The sequence below is a fragment of the Hungatella sp. SB206 genome (assembly GCF_051132295.1).
GTDB classification, from domain to species: domain Bacteria; phylum Bacillota; class Clostridia; order Lachnospirales; family Lachnospiraceae; genus Hungatella; species Hungatella effluvii.
In genome coordinates this window covers 779,739-798,726 of sequence record NZ_CP096603.1, presented here as the reverse complement: position 1 = coordinate 798,726, position 18,988 = coordinate 779,739, and the positions used below count along the sequence as shown (strand labels likewise).

Below are 18,988 nucleotides of genomic sequence, written 5' to 3'. Positions count from 1 at the left end.
AGCTTCCTCCTATAGTTCTACTCCGCCCCACATCTGACCGATATATTTTCTGATAATGAATGTAAACACCAGTGCCGGAAGGATCAGCACGATACTTCCCGCCGCCGCGTACTGGATTCCGCTTGAGGTGGTTCCGATCGCCTTATAGACAACCAGGGACAGCGTCTGGTTTTTATTGGTCAGGATCAGGGCTGAAATGGTATCATTCCAGGCTGTTAAAAACGAATACATCGAGCTCGCCGCCAGTGCCGGAAAGGCCAACGGCAGAGTAATCTTCGCAAAAGTCTGCACACTGCCCGCCCCGAATATCATGGACGCCTCTTCCAGCTCCTTGTTGATTCCGATGAAGATACTGTTGGTGATCCATGCCGTCAGCGCGATATTGGGAACGGAATAGAGAAGCGCCAGACCGATTCTCGTATCAAAGAGGCCGAACTTAATCAAAAGCATTGCCATGGGAATACTGATTCCCACCACCGGAAACATGCGGACGATTAAAAGCGATACATTAATCTGTTCCTTAAACTTAAACTGGAACCTGGCCATGGCAAACCCGGCCAGACTGCCGATTCCCAGGGAAATCAGAATTGTGTAGAGTGAAACGATAATACTGTTTTTCAGCGCCCCGGCTGCGTTTGGCACGATACTGAAAAATGTCTTGAAATTATAGAATAAGTCTTTCTTATAGGTAAACTCCATGGGGCCATTAGTAAGAGTCTGCTTAAAATCCTGGACCAGCTCCTCGCCGGGCACGGTTACCGCATACTGTCTGGTAAAGTGTGCTTCCAGCTTGGATGCTCTCTTTGTCGTGATAATAGATTCATATCCCTCGCCGCTGTCGTAGAAAATCTCGAATTCCCCCTCCGAAGTCGGCGCTACCTTGACGGTGACCGTGCGTTTCGGGATGAGCCGTTTGGGGAATTCCGTCATTTCGACGGAGTTGGAAAATGCAACCGTTGTAAATGCGAGAAGCGGAACCGCCACAAGGAGGACCATGGTCGCCAGTATAAGGGCCATAACGGTTTTCTGTACGATATTCAGTTTGTCCATCATTTTGCTGCCTCCTTCGCTTTATCCAGGCGTTTCCCGCCTTTTTCGTGGGAACCGGCTCCCGCGCCCTTCGATACCTTCAAGTACACAACCGTCGCACACAGTACGATCAGAGTCGTTAAGAAGGAGAGCGTAAATGCCAGCTTCTGGCTCGTGTTGACACCGGGTACGGCTTCGACATAGAACGCGATTCGCTCCACCAGGAACGGAACCTTGCTGTATCCCAATACCATAACCGCGATCGACCACACCTGAATGGCCGCGATCAGTCTCATGATGATCGACGTGGTAATGGAAGGCTTTAAGATCGGGATCACGATGTCCTTAAAGGTCTGCCATTTGTTGGCTCCAAAAAGGTATGCCGCCTCTTTTAACTCCCTCTGTACCCCCTGAAGTCCTGCGATTAAGATAATCATGACGGAAGGGGTTACAGTCCAGGTGTCGATGAGGATAATCAGGAAGACTGCGGACAGTCCCTCCGCCCCCATGAACACGATGGGCTTGTCGATTAAGTGTAATCCGATCAGAACGGTGTTGATCCAGCCATCTCTGACCAGTCCCGTCTTCCAGAGTATCGCTACTGCGGTCGGGGTAATGGCCATGGGGATCATGGAAATGAACATCAAAAGCTTGGAGCTTTTGAACTTTCTCGAAAGGAGTACGGCTAAGAGAAGCGCCAGAAAATATTGAAGCACAACCGAGACTGCTGCAAATGTTGCGGTGTTAAAAATTGCCGGGCCAATTAAGTCGGACTGGGCCATCAGCTTAAAGTTGCCAAGAAGTGTGAAATTGCCGTCAAAATCAGTAAAAACCTCTTTTACCCCCGACAGCACCGGCAGCAGCCAGAATACTGCATAAAAGAGGAATGCCGGGAGCAGAAGCAGATAGGGAATGCTTTTTTTACTGAATATTGCTTTCTTTGTCGTCTGTTTTGAATCGTTCTCGTTCAAATATATCCCCCATTCCTTTAGGCAGGATAATCCTGTCTGTATAATAGAAAGGCCTGGAAACGCCCGGTGAAGATCGTATTACCACACCGCAGCTTTTCAGCACTGTGCTGCATAAGTTCCGGCAAATAGAGCGGCCGCTATCTACGCCTGGAGCACGCCTGCAAAGCTAGACGCAGGATCCGCTGCGCCGTCGCTTCGCAGGCGCACACCTGACGCAGATATCAACCGCTCTATTCACCAAAACTTATACAATACAGCACTGGGCCTTTGCATAATTAATTAGTTCTTCAATGCTTCCAGCTTACTCTGCTCTTCTGCAAGGTAATCATCTCCAGGAACCGCTTTATTCTTTAATACATCGTTAAAAATATCACCGTAAAGCAGTTTTACCGCGTTCCAGTCAGAATACTCTGCTGCCGGTACACCGGTTACAATCGTGGTCTTTAACATTTCAATACCGGCTCTCATCACTACGTCGCTGGATTCCAGAATGTCGCCAACCTCTTCGATCGGGCTTAAGGATCCGCCGTAGTTGGAACAGAATTCATAGTTTACTTCCGGATCTGCGATGTAATTGATAAATTTCTCTGCCAGTTCCTGATTCGGAGCTCCCTGAGCGATGCCGTAGCACCATGCGCCTGATGTGGAACCTGCGCCCTTGCTTCCCTTAGGAGCCGCGCCTATTACATAGTTGTTGGGAGCTGCGTTGTAGCTTGTACCAACAGGTGCCATATGTGCAAATGTCAGCCATACGTCGCCGCTGTTTAACGGATCTGTCGGTGCGGTGTACTGATCCTGCTCCGCGTAGAATCCATTGCCTGCCGCGATCTTAGCGATAATCCCCAGCGCCTCCTTGAATCCGTCAGAAGTAAATTCCGGGAAACCTCCGCCATAAGCCAGGCTCATGCCGCCCATCGGGTATAACAGCTGGGAGCTTGTTAAGTTGGCAGGCATCATGGTCTTTCCTTCGCCTTCACCGGCTGCTATCGCAACCGCCCAGTCTGCGTACTGTTCCCATGTGATACCGGAAACAACATCTTCTTCTGTCAGTCCGTCCGGAAGGTAATCCAGGGCCTTCTTATTGGCACACGTTACGTATACATCAAAGGTAAACGGAGCGAAGTAACGGACACCGTCTTTATTTGTTGTGTTGTCAAACATCTGAGTATAGGTCGATCCTGTGCTGTTTACCAGCTCTGTAATATCCTGCATCCATCCGCCGTTTACGTATGGCGCCATGTTTGCTGTGTCAGCGTAGATAATATCGGTTATGTAATTCTTGCCTTCCTGCTCCGACTGGATCTTCTTCACCGCGTCCGCCTGAGCTACAAAATCCACTTCTACGGTACAGTTATTCTCCTCTTCGAAGTTCTTGAAGAAGGTATCCATTAAATACTGCTTCTCATGAATTTCCGGAGTGCCGCTGTAGGTAACCTTTAAGACATTCGAGCCGCCGGCTTCCTTCTTGGCTGCTTCCGTCTCCGGCGCCTCCGTGCTCTCTGCTCCGGCTGCCGCGGTCGTTGTCTCGGGAGCCTTTGTCTCAGCCGGCTTCGATGAGCATCCCGCCATGCTCGCCGTCGTTATCACTGCAAGACCAAGTGCCGCTAATTTCTTCGTTAAGTTTTTTTTCATTGTTCCCTCTCCTTTACCATTTGTTGATGATAACATTATAACATTCCAACCTTCCCACTACAATGTGGCAGCGCCCAAACCCGGTCCACGCTTTTGTGCATTTGCACAATTGCCGTTTCTACTTTTCCCCGCCCATTTTAATCACGGCAATATAGAGCATCATCAGATCCTTCGCCCTTCTCGGGTTCCGGTTCAGCAGCTCTTCAATCTTTGCCAGACGATAGTTTAACGTGTTGCGGTGTATATGAAGCTTATCACAGATCTGGGCATAGTTATCGTTGTCTTCCACGTAAGCGGTTATCGTCTCCTTCAGGACGCCGTCCACATCCCGCTCCTCCAGAAGCTTCAGGATCTCTTCCAGCTCCCTGGTCACTTCTATATTATTAAGAAGACATTCCAGTGAAACCTCATGGTAGCATAGAATCCGTTTGCGGATATTCAGCACCCTGGCTATGTGAAACGTCTGCATGACGGAGTTTGTGGTTCTGCTGGCAATGACATCGGATTCACCGATATAACAATTCTCCAGGTCTTTGCTGATATCCAGTATTTTCTCCAGACGCGATTCCAGCCTTTTATCCGACCGGAACAGAATCAGGACCTCCTCCATACCCTGACGCACGATGTACTCTCCCGCCGCCAGATGGCTTTTTATGGTTTCAATGATGCTGTAGCGGATTCTGCTGCTGGTTATGACGACAGCGGTTCTCGGAATCTTCATATCGATGCCTAAATACGCCGCCTGGTCGTAAAATGTGTCATCGTACTGTTCCTTGCTTAAGCCGATCCATTCGTACAGAAAATCCTTCAGACGGCTTTCCTTAATGGAGGACATATCGCTCAACAGACGGTTTTCAATGGTCAGAACCGCGATGGATAAACAAATCTGCCCGATGGGCATCACTTCTTCCACGTCCCCGCCAATCGCAATCACGCCTAATATGCTGTTGTTATAGATAATCGGAAGGCTGACTCCCTTCTGTTCCGTGGGAGTGCTCTCGTATATCACATAGGCTTCCTTCCGCTTCAGCGCGGTCAGCGCTCCCTTGTGAAGCGTTCCCAGCGTGCTTTTGTCACCGCTTGCAAGGATCTCTCCGGCCGTGTCCGTAATGTTGATATTGCAGGGGATGATTTTCATAATCCCGTCTGCAATCTTTTGCGCATTCTCTGTGTTCAGATAATTTTCGTACATGTGATCTCCATCCCCTCTCTGGTTACCACGGCCGTTTTCTTCTTCCCATGATCCATAAAGGAAAAACGCATGGACTGCCAGTGGTCCGGCAGATGCGGAGTAAACCGATACGTTCCGCCATCCGTTTTCATCCCTGCAAATCCCCTCAGGATGCAGTTAAGGATCCCGCCCAGCGATGCGGCGTGAATTCCTTCCGCAGAATCCTTATATCCCTCGCAGAGATCAATCTCCATCGCCTGACGGAAAAATTTCATCGCCATGTCCATTTCCCCAATCACGGCCTCTGCCTCAGCGTGTGCACAGAGGCTCAAGGAGGAATCGTGAGTGTTCAGTGCCTCGTAAAACTCCACGTTTTTCTTAACGGTTTCTGCGTCAAACCGGCCTGGCAGAAGCTCCAGCAGCATGACCACATCCGCCTGTTTCAGTACCTGCATGTCGACTACCTGGCTGCGGCTGTAGTCCTTCAAGATCAGCTGGCGCACATCCGCATTCCTGTATTTCTCAATGTCCGGCAGCTTCTTTTTACTGAGGAAGGTATCATCCTGCGGAATGATCTTCACACCATTCGGCTCCGGCAGATAGAGGCAGCGGAGAAAATGGTCAAACCGCTCGCTCCATCCCTCTTCCCGGTAAGAATCCGCCAGAGGGTTTTTCCAGGAGGCCAGGACATCTCCCGCCGCTTTTACATTTTCGTAAGCCATGTAATTGGTATATGCGTTATTGTCCACATGCTCCGTGTACTCATCCGGTCCAATCACATCACGAATCTCGAGACGGCCCTTTTCCTCGTTCCAGACGGCTCTGCTGTGCCAGAACACAGCGGTCTCCAGAATCATCCGGCATCCGTACTGCTCCATGAATTCCCGGTCGCCGGTCGCCTGATAGTAAGAGATCAGCCCATGAATAATATCCGCGGTAACGTGGTGCTCCTTGATTCCCGACCATACCTTCGCGGCCTTTCCCGAATGGATATCGATTGCCGCGTAAAGAGGCGTTTCCTCCTCACCGGAGGACGCTGCCTCCCATGGATACATGGCTCCGGAGTATCCGTACTCTTCTGCCTTCTTCCGCGCTCCTGCAAGGCCATGGTACCGGTAAAGCAGCAGATTCCTCGCTGTCTCCGGAAACATATAAATAAAAAATGGCATGATGAATATCTCCGTATCCCAGAAGACATGGCCCTTATAGCCTTCCCCGGTCAGTCCCTTTGCAGCCGCACTGCAGGAACAGCCGTCCCAGGGAACCATACCCGCCAGATGATACTCTGCGAATTCCACGGCGGCCCGCTCTTCCTTCGAAGCCCCGGTGATCTCAATTGCCGCCATATCCCAGAATCGGTCAAATGCCTCTCTGTGGCGGCGGTTCAGCCCGCCCCAGCCAGCCTCCTGCGCTTCTTCCAGGACGTCCGTCATCTCCGTCACGGTCTGACCAGCCGTCTTTCCGGCAGCTTCTTCGCCGTTTTCCACATAAAACAGCGTATACTTACAGATTGTCCACACCTCTCCCGGCCGAAGCTCCTTTTTGAAGTCCTGACAGATTCCTCTCCGTTCCAGATGAAAGGCCGCCGTCTCACGGCTTTCGCCTGTGCTGCATACCGTCATAACAGATAGTATCTGCCCATCGTCGCATCCGCATTCCAGGAACATCCGTTTTTTTTCAAATACTCTGGCCTCCAAATGGTCGAAATGGGACACTCCGCTGTTTGTAATCTGCCCGTTGATTCCGGTGGAAAGCTCCAGAATACCGCCTTTTTCACAGGAGACCGACAGCTGATGGCAAAACAGCTGTCGATCGTCCACAGATGCGAATCTCCTGGAGGTAAGCGTGACACCACCGGACGCCTTCATTTCGCATTCGATCCGGCTCTCCAGCTCTCCGTATCTTGTATACAGAGAGCGGTCGTAATCCGTCAGACAGCTGGAATCCAGCCGCAGGTTCTCCCCATTAATACGGATTCTGAATTCGGTAACATCGGGGCAGTTTACCAGCTCCGTCACCTCATGAACACCGGCCTTATGGTACAGACCGCCGATAAAGGTTCCCCTCGACTCATCGAGCTGCTTCGTCTCGAAAGACGCCCGGATACCCAGAAAGCCGTTGCACTGTGCGAAAACGGCTTCTGTCTTTCTGTTATAATCCGGATTCCGTTCCGGCTCATAAAAACGGAATCCCTTTTCCTTCTCCTCTATTTTGTAATAGATCATAGATATCCATTCCCATATATGACCGGTCTTCCCGTTCCTGCGGATCGGTATAAACCGGTAATCAGCTTCTGCACATAGACGGCCTGATCCGGCGTAACAAGAATATCCGCCCGGCCCATGCAGCTCTCCACAAAGTTTCTGATGCAGTCGTAATGCCAGTCCTTCGTCTCATCAAAGGGATAGACCGCGTTCACAGACTGCCCGTCCTCATCGCCGTAGATTTCTAAGGGAAACACACTGATTCCCCGTTTGCTGCCGTACAGGCGGACATTTCTCTCTTCCTTATCGGCGATATTGACCGCAAATGAGGTTCTTATATGTAAGGAACCGCCATTGGAAAATCGAATGAATCCGAACAGGCCGTCCTCCACGCCGAATCTGGCGCCATCCCAGCTTCCCATGAAGCCCGTTCCGCCCTGTTTTCCGATCAGGTCCGAGGAGGAGGCGCAGACATAGGATACTTCCGGGTAGTCCAGCAGACAGGCGGCCAGATCCAGCATGTGAGCGCCGATATCGATCAGCGGACCGCCTCCCTGCAACTCCGGGTTTGTGAAATTGCCCCATCCCGGAATCCCTCTTCGGCGGAGCCAGGTCACATCACCAGCGTACAGAGTTCCCATCTCACCGGCTTCGATCTTTCGCTTCAGAAAGGCGATCTTTTCCGCATGGCGGAAATGAAACCCAAACGTTAAGATCTTTCCGCACCGCCTTGCGGTATCCCGCATTTTCTCCGCTTCTTCCTCCGTGATCGCCGGCGGCTTCTCACACAGGACGTGACAGCCGTGTTCCAGACAGAGACACGTCATATCACAGTGAAACTTGTTCGGCACACAGACGCTGACCGCGTCCGGACGGACCTCCTCAAGCATAGTCCCGGCGTCCGTGTACCAGGATTGAATCTGAAACTCATCGGCCGCCATTTTCGCCGCGTCCGGATTCACATCGCAGACCGCGCTTACCTCCACGTCCGGGAGGCTCTTATAATGATTGATATGGGAGGTCCGGGCTACTTGCCCGGACCCGATAACTGCTACCTTAAGTTTGCTCATGGCCTTCTCCCTGTATGACAATTGCTGATTATGTATGAGATAATTTACATAAACTGCTTCATATAAGCAATGGAATCCACATAGACAGACAGCGGATCTTCGCCGCGGATTCTTCCCTCATTCACAACCGCTCCGTCGTATCCAATCCTCTTTAACGTCTCCATATGGCGTCTGAAATCAATGCTTCCCGTACCCGGCTGGTATCTGTGATTCTCCGCGATGTGGATATGGCCAATATAATCCTTATATTTTTCCAGCGTCTCGGAGATATCATCCTCCTCAATGGACATATGATAGAAATCGCCCGTAATCTTCACCATCTCAAATTTTCCTTCGTCGATGATGGAAACTGCGTCTTCCGTCGTATTTAACATATGGTCCTGATACCGGTTTAACGGCTCTAAGTAGATGTAGATTCCGCACTCCTTCGCCGTCTCCTCAAGCTGGCTCAAAGAATCCAGAATTGCCTTTCTGTCTCCTTCCCGGCTTCTCGGAGATACCATCGGAGGAAGGCGGTATGTAAACATGCCCCAGGCCGCAGGAACCACCACGCCGGTTCCTCCCACTTCCTTTAAATTCCGGATGATCACCTTCAAATCAGCAATGCCGTTCAGTCTCTTCTCCTCGATAAAATCGCCGATCCAACCGCGGTATCCGCCGCAGGCGCTGGAGACCGGAAGGCCGGAAGCACAGACAGCCCGTTTGATCTCGTCCGGCTTTTCCATCAGCACCTTTCCATCGATTTCGAAACATTCAAAGCCGATTGATTTTACAAATTTAAATTTTTCTGTTAAGTCCTGCGGAAAAAAATCCCTGTCCTGTGTACCAAGCAGCATCATTCTTCACCTCCAAATGTAACGCCCATCTTTATACTCTTTTCCTGTTCCTTATCCATGTAAGTGCAGATTCCCTCTGCCGAATCCTCAAATTTCACGACCGGATCAATAATCTCAGAACAGTCTAAATATCCGCTCATCAGCATATCCCAGACCACATCCTCGATTCTCTTTCTGTTCCACCTCGGATAATCCGGATTCGGTTCGCTGCACGCTCTCGAGAAAACGATCTTGCCGTAATTGTAATGAGCTTCCTGTCCCAGCCAAAGCCCCGCCGGAAATGGCTTTGCAAATGCCAGATAGGCGATAGTTCCGCCGTATGCCAGCCCCTTTAACGCGGACTGAAGAGCCTGCACGCTGCCGCTTGTCTCCAGAATTGCATCCGCGCCCATCTTTCCGGTAATGCGTTTGATTTCTAATCCCACGTCACAGGCAGTCGGGTCGAAGCAGTAATCGGCGCCGTACTTTCCTGCAATCTCTCTTCTCTTTTCAATGGGGTCCACCGCAATCACGATGGAGGCGCCTGACTTCTTTGCCATCTGTACCGCCAGCTGTCCGATGGCTCCCAGTCCGATCACGACCACATTGTCACCGGAGCGGACATTGGCGTCACGGATTCCGCCCAATGCGAACTGTGCCGGATCGTAGCAGACGGCATTTTTCGCGGAAGCTTCCCTGCTCATCTTTCTCAGCTTATAGTTGTCCACGGCATTGACAATCTCTGTCTCCCTGATCGGTCCGTAGGAACACACTCTGTCGCCTACCGCATATTCCGTAACATCAGCGCCTGCCTCAATGATGGTTCCGACAAACATATTGCCGATGGGAAGATCGCCGAACTCAATTCCGCGCGGCTCATCTGCGTCTCTCTCCACAAATACCTTCCAGTCATTATCGAATTTTCCATCGATAAATGGTGTTGTGCCTCTGAAATCGGCTAACTCCGTTCCATGCTTCGGTGCGGCAAACTCTACCTTCACTCTTACTTCGTTGCTCTGAATCGGTCTGTCCTCATAATCCTTTAATTCGGCTGCTCTCGGCGCCGTAGCTACAAGCTTCTTCATGATGCTTCCTCCAACTCTTCTATATATATACTTTTTTGATTTTCTTGTTACTATTCATGGCTCCGTCTGCCCTGCGCTGTCCGGTCTGACCCTGCCGGTAATTCTGGTCGATTCCCGTTCCTTAATGGTGGAGGGCAGAAAAATCTGTTCGCGGATCAGTGCCTCATGACACTGCTTCTTTTGAAGAAGGGACTGGAGCAGGGTGATGCAGTTCTCCGCCAAACCTTCAAAGTCCTGACCCAGAGACGACAGGGACGGATATGCTTCCTCGTTGACGGCCAGATCGTCTGCCGACAACACTCCCAAATCCTGGGGGATTCTGTATCCGCACTCGGCTGCGGCCCTGTAGATTCCCAGGAACCGGTTGTCTCCATTTGTGAAAATGCTGTCTGCTGCCCCTTCCTGCAGCAGCTCCCTGGTTCTTTCATACGCGGTCTTTGCGTCTTTTACGCCGTAGACGACGCGGCCTTCCGGGACTGCCTTTAAAAAGCCGCCGACACGCAGCTTCGTAGAATAGAAATTCGCGTCATTGGTCAGGTAACAAATCTTTTTAAAGCCTTTCTCTTTTAAATATCCGCCTCCCTTTAACCCCACATCGAAGTTGTCAAGGCTGACCGCCGGTATATCCTGTTCCTCCGGCTGTCCGAGGACTACGTACGGAGTTCCGGTCCGTTTCAAATACTCGATTCTCTGATCTTTTGCCATATGTTCCAGCAGTATGGCGCCATCAGCGATACCACTGGAAAGCAGGTAAAATCCATCCGTCTCATCTTCCAGAAAACCGTGGCTGTCGGATGGAGACACAATGATCTTTAAACCGATACCGCTGGCATAGCGGAACAGATACTTAAGCATCTCGCTTCTCCATAAGTTCATATAATCGCCGTTGTGCTTGTCCAGAAAAACAATGATAATATTGGTTCTGTTCTGTTTTAAACCTTTGGCCAGAAGGTTTACCTGGAAGCCGCACTGCTCCATTGATTTCCGCACCGCATCTCTTGTCTTCGGACTCACCTGCTCGGGATGATTTAATACCCTGGATACCGTCTTCAAAGACACGCCGCAGTGCTCGGCTATCTGCATCATATTTGCTTTTTGAATCTCAACCACCCTCTCTCCGTTTTATTTTGTCCTATGTTCTGTTTCATTTTGTCCTACGTTGTCATTTTAAAACAAACCATTTTCTTTGTCAATTTGCTGAGGCGTTCTTTATGCATTTATTTGAATTCTCATTCAGCGATTGTGCAGATGCACAAAGGGGCGGCGGTCTTTGAAAAAGAAACCGGACCCCGGCGCTTTTCTTTCAGCGCGCCGAGGTCCGGCTCTCTCTTATTTTCCTATGAAATCATCAGGCCTGCTCCCGGTCCCAGAGGCAGTCCGGCCCCCATCCACAGGATGAGCAGCAGCGACCAGCCGATCAGGAAACAGATGCAGTATGGAAGCATGGTGGATACCAGCGTCCCGATCCCGGAATTCTCATCATACTTCTTAGCAAAGACCACCACCATGGCAAAGTAGGCCATCAGCGGCGTAATCAGGTTGGTAGCAGAATCCCCAATGCGGTACGCCACCTGGACCAGCTCCGGCGAGTAGCCCAGCAGCATAAACATGGGTACGAAAACCGGCGCCAGAATCGTCCATTTGGCGGAGGCGGACCCCATGAACAGATTGATGACCGCTGCCAGCAGAATAAAAAGCACCATCAGAACCGGCCCTCCCGCCCCGATATGTCCCAGAACATCTGCCCCCTTCAGCGCCAGGATCGTCCCCAGCTTCGTATAATTAAAGTAACTGATAAACTGAGCCGCCGCAAATGACAGCGCAATATAACCGCCCATGGCCTCCATATTGCTTCCCAGCTGGGCGCAGACATCCTTCTCGCTTTTATACGCGCCGGAAACACGGCCGTAAACCACGGAAGGCACGAAGAACAGCAGGGCGATCAGCACGATCAGGCCCGTCATAAACGGAGAAGAGGAAATCAGACTTTTCGTCTCCGGGTTCCTGAAAAAAGAATTCTGCGGCCATGCCAGCAGAGCGATCGCCGCGGCCAGTACAAGAAAGCTTATATTGGCGAGGCGGAGCGCCTTTCTCTCCCGACTGGTCAGAGACACGGCCGCGCCGCCTTCGCTTCCTTCCCCGTAAGTCTGTTTTATGCTTCCAGCCAGACGCGGTTCCACGATCCGGTCCGTCACCCAGCTGCCCAGCGCCACGATCAAAAAGGTGGACACGATCATAAAATACCAGTTTGCGGACGGCTCCACAACGTAGCCGGGGGAGACCAGCTGCGCCGCCTCGGAGCTGATACCTGCCAGCATGGGATCCAGCGTTCCGATCAGCAAATTGGCAGAGAAGCCGCCGGACACACCGGCAAACGCCGCGGCGATTCCGGCGATCGGATGGCGGCCGCATGCCAGAAACACCATTGCGCCCAATGGAATCAGCACCACATACCCTACGTCCGAAGCCACATTAGACATGACACCGAGAAATACTAACATGGGCGTAACCAGCTTCGCAGGCGTCACCGACACCGTCTTCTTCAGCAGCGCCGACAAGTATCCGCTGCCCTCTGCGCAGCCCACGCCCAGCATAGTCACCAGAACCACGCCCAGCGGAGCAAACTCCGTAAAATTGGTTACCATATGAGTCAGCATATATACGAGACCGTCGCGGTCCATCAGGCTGACCACCGACACAGTCTGCGTCGTCACTTCCATTGTCGTACTGTCTATCACGTCGCCTTCCGCCGAAATCCCCGCCGCAGCCAGAATTCCCGATAATAAGACGATAAAAAGGGCAAGCGCTGCGAACATAGTAATCGGATGAGGCAGCCGGTTGCCCACTTGCTCTACGGTATTGAGGAAACGGAAAACCAGTGATTTTCTTTCCTTTTTCCCTTCATTCTGTTTCATATAGAATAAGCACCTCCTCGGTCTTTTCTATTTTTACCAGAATGAGGTATAGTTATGTATGCGTTTTACTTTACTTTTTTGTGATTGTTTTAAACTTATTAAATATCGTCCCCTGCGGCTTTACCGTAAACTCCATCTTCTTTTTATTCCCCGGATGAGTAAAAGCAAGCTTCCAGGCGCAGAGAGCCACGTTTCTCTGGCCGGCCACCTTCGGTCCGGCCGGATTGTATTTCAAATCACCCAAAAGCGGAGTTCCATGTCCGGAAAACTGAACGCGGATCTGATGGTGGCGTCCTGTCTTCAAATCGATTTCCACGAGACAGAGCGGGCCATCCTCTCCCTCCAGCTCCTCCAGGACAAGGTAGCTTAATTCCGCCCTCTTCGCATCGGTTATCCCCTTATCCACAATTTTAGAAATATTATTTTTCCCGTCTTTCCACAAATAATCCACGTACGTCCCAAAGTTATCCACAGGTTTTCCACAAATAACAGCCAGATACTTTTTCTCCATCTGATGCCCAGAAACCTGCTTACTTAAAGCCCCCGCAGCTTCTTTTGTTTTTCCAAAAACAAGTATACCACCAACCGGCTTATCCAGCCTGTGGATAACTCCCACATATGGTTCCCCCTTTTTTGGGGACAAACTGTTGATATGTTTCTTCACTTCACTGACCATGTCCGGCTCAAAGGTCCGGTTGGACTGCGACTCAATTCCCACCGGCTTTTCCACAACAATGATCTGGTCATCCTCATATAGTATATTCATGTTTTCCTTCCCTACTCAGCCCACGCCTTCATCATCACTTCCACGGACCGGCTCATCTCCGCGCTGAAATCCGAATTCCATTTCCGCTTGCAGAATGCACGCAGCCAGCGGTCAAATTCTTCTTCTGTCTTTCCCTGGCGGTCAGACAAAACCGATGCATACTCCGCTGCGTTCATCTGGCGGTATGTATTCTCAGATACCACCGCCGCTTCCGGCAGACGAACCGGTTTCTCGCGTTCCTGCTGCTGCTTTGTAGGGTAGCCGAACACTACCATGGCGGCAGGCACCACATACTTCGGCAGATGAAGCAGCTCCCTGTGCGTCTCGTACCGCTCCAAAATATCTCCAATATAACAGGATCCAATTCCCAGGGCAGATGCCGCCACCACCGCGTTCTGGGCGGCGATCAGCGCGTCGCAGGAGGCCAGCATAAAGTCTCCCATGCCTGGCTTTCTGACTTCCTCCTCATGCTGCAAAAACAGGTCGTACCATTTCCGGTAATCGGCACAGAATACCAGCACCATCGGTGCTTTGGCAATAAATGGCTGGTTGTCACAGGTAACCGCCAGCGTGTCTTTGAGCTTCTGGTCCGTCACATCTATAATAGAGTAAAGTGTCATATTGCCTGCGCTTGGAGCCTGGATCGCCGCCTGAATTACCATCTCCTTCTTATCCGGTTCGATGGGCCGTTCCTCGTAGGCACGAACGGATTTTCGCTCATATAATTCCTGTATAGTCTGATTCATATTGTAATTTCCTCCCTGCATAAAGTATATAAGTATATTACACTGTTTTTTAAATTATTTCAGTATAATCTTATTTTTTCTTGTACTTTATTTTCTTAAAAATTTTTGCAAATCCATTGCATTTTTCTCTCACAAGTTGTATAGTATATAAAAAGAGAACAAGTAGTTTTCAAAACTATGTCATATAATTTTCATCAATTGGCAAGGAGGAGACATTATGAAATTTAAAATCAAGGACCCCGGAAGCGCAATCACACATTTTATCGGCATGCTCATGGCACTGTTTGCCGCCGCACCGCTTCTCTTAAAAGCGTCTGCCGACGACAGGCTCCACCTCGCTGCCCTGTCCATATTTATCATCAGTATGATCCTGCTTTACGCGGCGAGCACCATCTATCACACACTGGATATTTCTCCAAACGTGAACAGAATTCTGAAGAAAATTGACCATATGATGATTTTTATACTGATAGCCGGAACATATACTCCGATCTGCTTAATCGTTCTGGGTGACCAAACAGGCTGGGGACTTCTGGCACTGGTATGGGGAATCGCGATAGCCGGTATTGTCATTAAGGCCTGCTGGATCTATTGTCCCAAATGGTTCTCCTCTGTACTCTACATCGCCATGGGCTGGATATGCGTCCTGGCATTTACAAAGATCATCAATGCTCTTCCGCGGGCTGCATTTGGCTGGCTTCTGGCCGGCGGTATCATCTACACGGTGGGCGGTATCATCTATGCGCTGAAACTGCCGATCTTCAACTCGAGGCATAAGTATTTCGGCTCTCATGAGATTTTCCACTTATTCGTCATGGGCGGCAGTCTCTGCCACTACATTATGATGTATCAGTTTGTAGCATAAGAGAGCAATGAATCCGGCTCGCTGTACTCTCGCGCCGGAGCGCGGTTGCTTCAGCAGCCATATTCCCTTGGCGCGAAGTGCGCCTCCTGCCCGGAAGGCTTTTTATGTAATAGGGGCACCTTCCTATTACATAAAAACCGCAGTTCTTTTCCAATAATGCGAAGAACTGCGGTTTTTATTTGTCCAGATACCTCTGCCGGTTTACCCTTCATCACACAGTGCAGTACCAGTATTACAGCGGACTGTCAGCCACCAGCTTCAGCTTGTCCTTCCTGGATAGCTTCTTGATGGCGGCCTCACGCTTCATGGCCTCCTCTTTCGTCTCAAAAATCTCATAATACGCCAGTGACACCGGTCTGCGCGCCTTGGTGTACTTGGCGCCCTTCCCCTCGTTATGCGCCTTTAAGCGCTTGTCCAGCTGGTTTGTCCAGCCGCAGTACAGTGTATCGTCTGCACATTTCAACAAATATGTATAATTCATCTTCCGTTGCTCCTGTTTCTGAAATTTCACATTCCCGATCACTCAAACCTTTGCCGCATCTAACCGCTCGGACGACGTCCTGCACCTGCCGCCCTGATCCATGTTATGTAAACGGTAATCACGTCTTGCAATCACGTCACTACCGCCCAGGAATGTTCCCCTGTCATCTATTTCAAGCACCAGCTGGATGCGTTATGGCGCCGTCTGGGGTACTGCATAGCTATAATATATTATATAACAGAAGGGGCGGATGTGTGAACACTAAATTTCCAAATCCACTGGAATTATCGTCGCAGTTCACAGCCCTGTCGTCCACTGCAGCAAATTATCTGTTTACATCGTGAATGTCTCCGCCCAGCCTGCGCATATTAATCCTGTAACCAGTCACGAAGCTTCGTTTTGGCATGCTTTCGACAAAGCGGCCGTTTTTCTGCCATGGACAATAAAAATGATGAAAGAGGCGCCTCCTGTCCCTGTAAATGGGTAAAATGCTCCCGCCACGGCGACTGCGGCGCCTGCAGAGAGCATCACGAAAAAGAGAAGAAGTTCCCGCCCTTCTGCGAGAAAAATCCGCGCAGGAAAAAAGGCGCTGCAAAGTCCTCCGAAAAGGATTAACAGCGCCCCACGCTCATAAACGTTCCATTGTTCTATGACATTTCCTTCACCAGCAGCAGACGGTCTCCCGGCTTGATCAGACTGTCGGTCAGCCCATTGGTCGTCATGATAGTTTCCACCGTTGTATGGAATTTTTTTGCAATTTTCCACAAAGAATCTCCGGGCTGGACGATATAGCCCACAATTCCCGGCATCTGCTGCAGTTTTTTTAAGTCCATCGGGGCTTCCGATACATTTTTGATCACCTGCTCGCATACCGGCTGAAGGGCCAGCAAATCCAGCGCGATCGTGGCCTTCACCTCCACCGTGCCGCCGCCCATCATCACGGCGCTCATCTGCTCCAGTCCCGGAACCAGCTGGCAGATGGTCTTCTCGTTGATCCCCGGCGCCTCGATTAGATAATGGAACGGAATCACCTCCACAGAGGACTGAATCGGCTGGCTGTCGTCCGCAGTCAGATAGAGCAGACTTACCTCCAGCACGCCCTCCACGTGAAGTCCATCCTCCTTGACCTCCGTCTCGTCAATCTTCACCACGCCCTCGCTGTGGCAGATCTGAAGGATACGGTCCGCGTGATCCATGTTTAGCTTCTCAGCAATCTTACATTTGCTCATATTCTTGGTGAGCACCTTGTCAAAGCATGCGTCTCCCGTCTCAAGAGACAGCTCCCGGTTCGTGGAGTAGAGATCGCTTAACAGTTCCATGCTCTCTTCCCGATAGAGCTTCATATCCAGCTCCAGGACGGCATCCACGTCGAGTTCCCGCATTTCCCCGTCATAATCGGGCTTCGCTTCAATTTCCCGGTGAATCAGATGAACCGACACAGAGGGCACCATCTCCTCGGAAGCCTCGGATAGATCCAGCTCTCCGGTAAATGGAATACTCTCTTCCAGCCACTGAACCGGCGCGTCTTCCCCTTCTCCCTGGTAAATGACGAAGACCATCAGCTCCCCATCCAGCACCATTTTGCCGTCTAACGGCCTGGTGGTAATACCGCGGAGCTTCATCTCACTCCACAGAATGTGATCGATGTTCGGTTTATTTCCGGACAGCTGTAAATTCTCCTTGATCCGGTATGTATCCTTGCGGCGCACCGCGATCGCAGCCACATCCACATTGCGGCGCAGAACCTCTACCTGAGGCGTTCCATTTAAATCGCTGACGCCTCCCATCATGGCCGGCGCTCCTGCGCCAGACATACCGGTGTCCAATTCTACGGCAGCCTCCACGTCATAGAGAGTCTCCACCTTTACTTCCAGCGTGACGATAGCCTTAATGCTTAGCTTTCTGGAATTAATCATGCCGGCATTTAAATCTTCCAGATCCCAGCCCAGCTGGACATAGTCCTTCTCTTCCAACCCCGGCACATTGATGGGTTCCTCAAAGGAAATGGAACCGCCCAGAGCCTGCAGTCCTCCCTCTGACTTCCTGTATAGGACATTAAAATCCATTTTCCCGCGCACCAGGACCCGTTCTCCCTGGTTTTTCACGGATTCGATGACGATTTCACCGGAATCGAGAATGACCTGATCCACATCGTCCATAGTATCCGGAACGATAAAATCATCGTCGAGGGTTATCTGTGACGTGGCGTTTCCTTTCCAACGGTTCATATGTATGTTTTTCTTCACCAGCTCCAACATAAAAAAGCACCTGCCTTACCTTCTATATTCCTTTAAGAAAGTTTATGCAGGTGCATGTTCCAATATTACGTTAATATTCATCCAGAAAATGATGGCGCTCCCCATTCTTCACATATCCGATGCAGGCGTCTAAGTTGACGTTGGTTACGCTCTTGAAAATGTTGTTTTCGATGTTGGGATTGATCTTTCGGAATTCCTCAATCAGTTCCTTCATCTCCTGACGCTTCGAGGAGTGAACGATATCGCCGCCGGCCATCCCGTCTGACACGGCACTTTCGGCTCTCATGGCCCGTTCCTTTGCGATGGCCTCCGTGAACCGGCAGGCACACTGCAGAAAATGCAGGCCGTTCTCTTCCTTCCAGTCGATAATTGCCCGCTCCTTCACAAAATACAGCGGTCTCAGAAGCTCCATCCCTTCAAAATTCGTGCTGTGGAGCTTCGGCATCATGGTGTTGACCTGCCCGCCGTACAGCATGCTCATAAGCACCGTCTCGATCACATCGTCAAAATGATGCCCCAGCGCGATCTTATTGCATCCCAGCTCCTTCGCATGGGCGTAGAGGAATCCGCGCCGCATACGCGCACAGAGGTAGCAGGGGGATTCATCCACATCTACCACCACGTCGAAGATGTCGGAATCGAATATCTCGATGGGAATCTCCATCAGGGCTGCATTTTCCTCGATCAGCTGCCGGTTCGCCGGATGGTATCCCGGATCCATCACCAGAAAATGAAGCCCGAATTTCATCTTTCCATGGCGGAGAATCTCCTGCATGCACTTTGCCAGCAGCATGGAGTCCTTGCCGCCGGAAATACAGACAGCAATGTTGTCTCCCTCCTCGATCATCTTATATTCATTCAGCGCATCCACAAAGGGGCGCCATATTTCCTTGCGGTAATTCTTGATAATGCTGCGTTCGATCTGCTGGCAGCGTGTCTTTGGTTCCTTCATCTGATCGGCCTGCTCCTGTCTGCTTTTC

General features: G+C 50.7%; 17 protein-coding genes. 2 read left to right on the top strand and 15 right to left on the bottom strand.

Annotated elements, in window-relative coordinates:
- Positions 1–9 precede the first annotated feature (9 nt).
- From M1L66_RS03600 to M1L66_RS03545, 12 genes are all read right to left on the bottom strand, one after another.
- Positions 10–1,053, bottom strand: a complete 1,044-nt coding sequence (locus M1L66_RS03600; protein ID WP_434690942.1) for a carbohydrate ABC transporter permease — start codon at positions 1,051–1,053, stop codon at positions 10–12.
- Positions 1,050–2,000, bottom strand: a complete 951-nt coding sequence (locus tag M1L66_RS03595; RefSeq protein WP_187022587.1) for a carbohydrate ABC transporter permease — start codon at positions 1,998–2,000, stop codon at positions 1,050–1,052. The genes M1L66_RS03600 and M1L66_RS03595 overlap by 4 nt, the downstream gene beginning before the upstream one ends.
- Positions 2,001–2,279: 279 nt before the next feature.
- Positions 2,280–3,632 (bottom strand): ABC transporter substrate-binding protein, encoded by a 1,353-nt coding sequence (locus tag M1L66_RS03590; RefSeq protein WP_243270295.1) that lies wholly within the window; start codon positions 3,630–3,632, stop codon positions 2,280–2,282.
- A 118-nt stretch (positions 3,633–3,750) separates the two neighbouring features.
- A complete protein-coding gene (locus M1L66_RS03585; RefSeq protein ID WP_187022589.1) occupies positions 3,751–4,824 on the bottom strand; it encodes a CdaR family transcriptional regulator in 1,074 nt (357 codons plus the stop codon).
- Positions 4,806–7,028, bottom strand: coding sequence for a glycosyl hydrolase family 65 protein (locus M1L66_RS03580; RefSeq protein WP_434690937.1), 2,223 nt, complete (start codon positions 7,026–7,028; stop codon positions 4,806–4,808). Before M1L66_RS03580 ends, M1L66_RS03585 begins: the two co-directional genes overlap by 19 nt.
- The gene (locus tag M1L66_RS03575; protein ID WP_187022591.1) at positions 7,025–8,077 is read right to left on the bottom strand and encodes a Gfo/Idh/MocA family protein; all 1,053 of its coding nucleotides are present in this window, start codon (positions 8,075–8,077) and stop codon (positions 7,025–7,027) included. Before M1L66_RS03575 ends, M1L66_RS03580 begins: the two co-directional genes overlap by 4 nt.
- Positions 8,078–8,121: 44 nt before the next feature.
- The gene (locus M1L66_RS03570; protein ID WP_243270296.1) at positions 8,122–8,916 is read right to left on the bottom strand and encodes a sugar phosphate isomerase/epimerase family protein; all 795 of its coding nucleotides are present in this window, start codon (positions 8,914–8,916) and stop codon (positions 8,122–8,124) included.
- Entirely contained in the window at positions 8,913–9,977 is a 1,065-nt protein-coding gene (locus M1L66_RS03565) for a zinc-dependent alcohol dehydrogenase (RefSeq protein ID WP_434690933.1), read from the bottom strand. Before M1L66_RS03565 ends, M1L66_RS03570 begins: the two co-directional genes overlap by 4 nt.
- 54 nt (positions 9,978–10,031) lie before the next feature.
- Entirely contained in the window at positions 10,032–11,087 is a 1,056-nt protein-coding gene (locus M1L66_RS03560; RefSeq protein ID WP_187022593.1) for a LacI family DNA-binding transcriptional regulator, read from the bottom strand.
- 227 nt (positions 11,088–11,314) lie between these two features.
- On the bottom strand, positions 11,315–12,892 hold the full coding sequence (locus M1L66_RS03555; RefSeq protein WP_434690930.1) for an AbgT family transporter: 1,578 nt from the start codon (positions 12,890–12,892) through the stop codon (positions 11,315–11,317).
- A gap of 70 nt (positions 12,893–12,962) precedes the next feature.
- On the bottom strand, positions 12,963–13,658 hold the full coding sequence (locus M1L66_RS03550) for an RluA family pseudouridine synthase (RefSeq protein WP_187022595.1): 696 nt from the start codon (positions 13,656–13,658) through the stop codon (positions 12,963–12,965).
- Positions 13,659–13,669: 11 nt separating this feature from the next.
- Positions 13,670–14,404 carry a nitroreductase family protein gene (locus tag M1L66_RS03545; protein ID WP_434690926.1) on the bottom strand — a complete coding sequence of 245 codons (735 nt, stop codon included), beginning with the start codon at positions 14,402–14,404 and terminating at the stop codon, positions 13,670–13,672.
- 217 nt (positions 14,405–14,621) lie between these two features.
- Here M1L66_RS03545 and trhA point away from each other — a divergent pair, with 217 nt between their 5' ends.
- Complete coding sequence (gene trhA, locus M1L66_RS03540) at positions 14,622–15,269, top strand: PAQR family membrane homeostasis protein TrhA (protein ID WP_187022597.1); 648 nt, start codon at positions 14,622–14,624, stop codon at positions 15,267–15,269.
- A 232-nt stretch (positions 15,270–15,501) separates the two neighbouring features.
- On the opposite strand, the gene M1L66_RS03535 is transcribed toward trhA, so the two are convergent.
- Positions 15,502–15,750 carry a GIY-YIG nuclease family protein gene (locus M1L66_RS03535; RefSeq protein ID WP_187022598.1) on the bottom strand — a complete coding sequence of 83 codons (249 nt, stop codon included), beginning with the start codon at positions 15,748–15,750 and terminating at the stop codon, positions 15,502–15,504.
- Positions 15,751–16,185: 435 nt separating this feature from the next.
- Here M1L66_RS03535 and M1L66_RS03530 point away from each other — a divergent pair, with 435 nt between their 5' ends.
- Positions 16,186–16,365: a hypothetical protein gene (locus tag M1L66_RS03530; RefSeq protein ID WP_434690922.1), complete on the top strand. Its 180-nt coding sequence runs from the start codon at positions 16,186–16,188 to the stop codon at positions 16,363–16,365.
- Between the two features lie 32 nt (positions 16,366–16,397).
- On the opposite strand, the gene M1L66_RS03525 is transcribed toward M1L66_RS03530, so the two are convergent.
- Positions 16,398–18,008, bottom strand: a complete 1,611-nt coding sequence (locus M1L66_RS03525) for a DUF3794 and LysM peptidoglycan-binding domain-containing protein (RefSeq protein ID WP_187022600.1) — start codon at positions 18,006–18,008, stop codon at positions 16,398–16,400.
- Positions 18,009–18,078: 70 nt separating this feature from the next.
- The gene (locus M1L66_RS03520; RefSeq protein ID WP_434690919.1) at positions 18,079–18,960 is read right to left on the bottom strand and encodes a tRNA 2-thiocytidine biosynthesis TtcA family protein; all 882 of its coding nucleotides are present in this window, start codon (positions 18,958–18,960) and stop codon (positions 18,079–18,081) included.
- Positions 18,961–18,988: the final 28 nt, after the last annotated feature.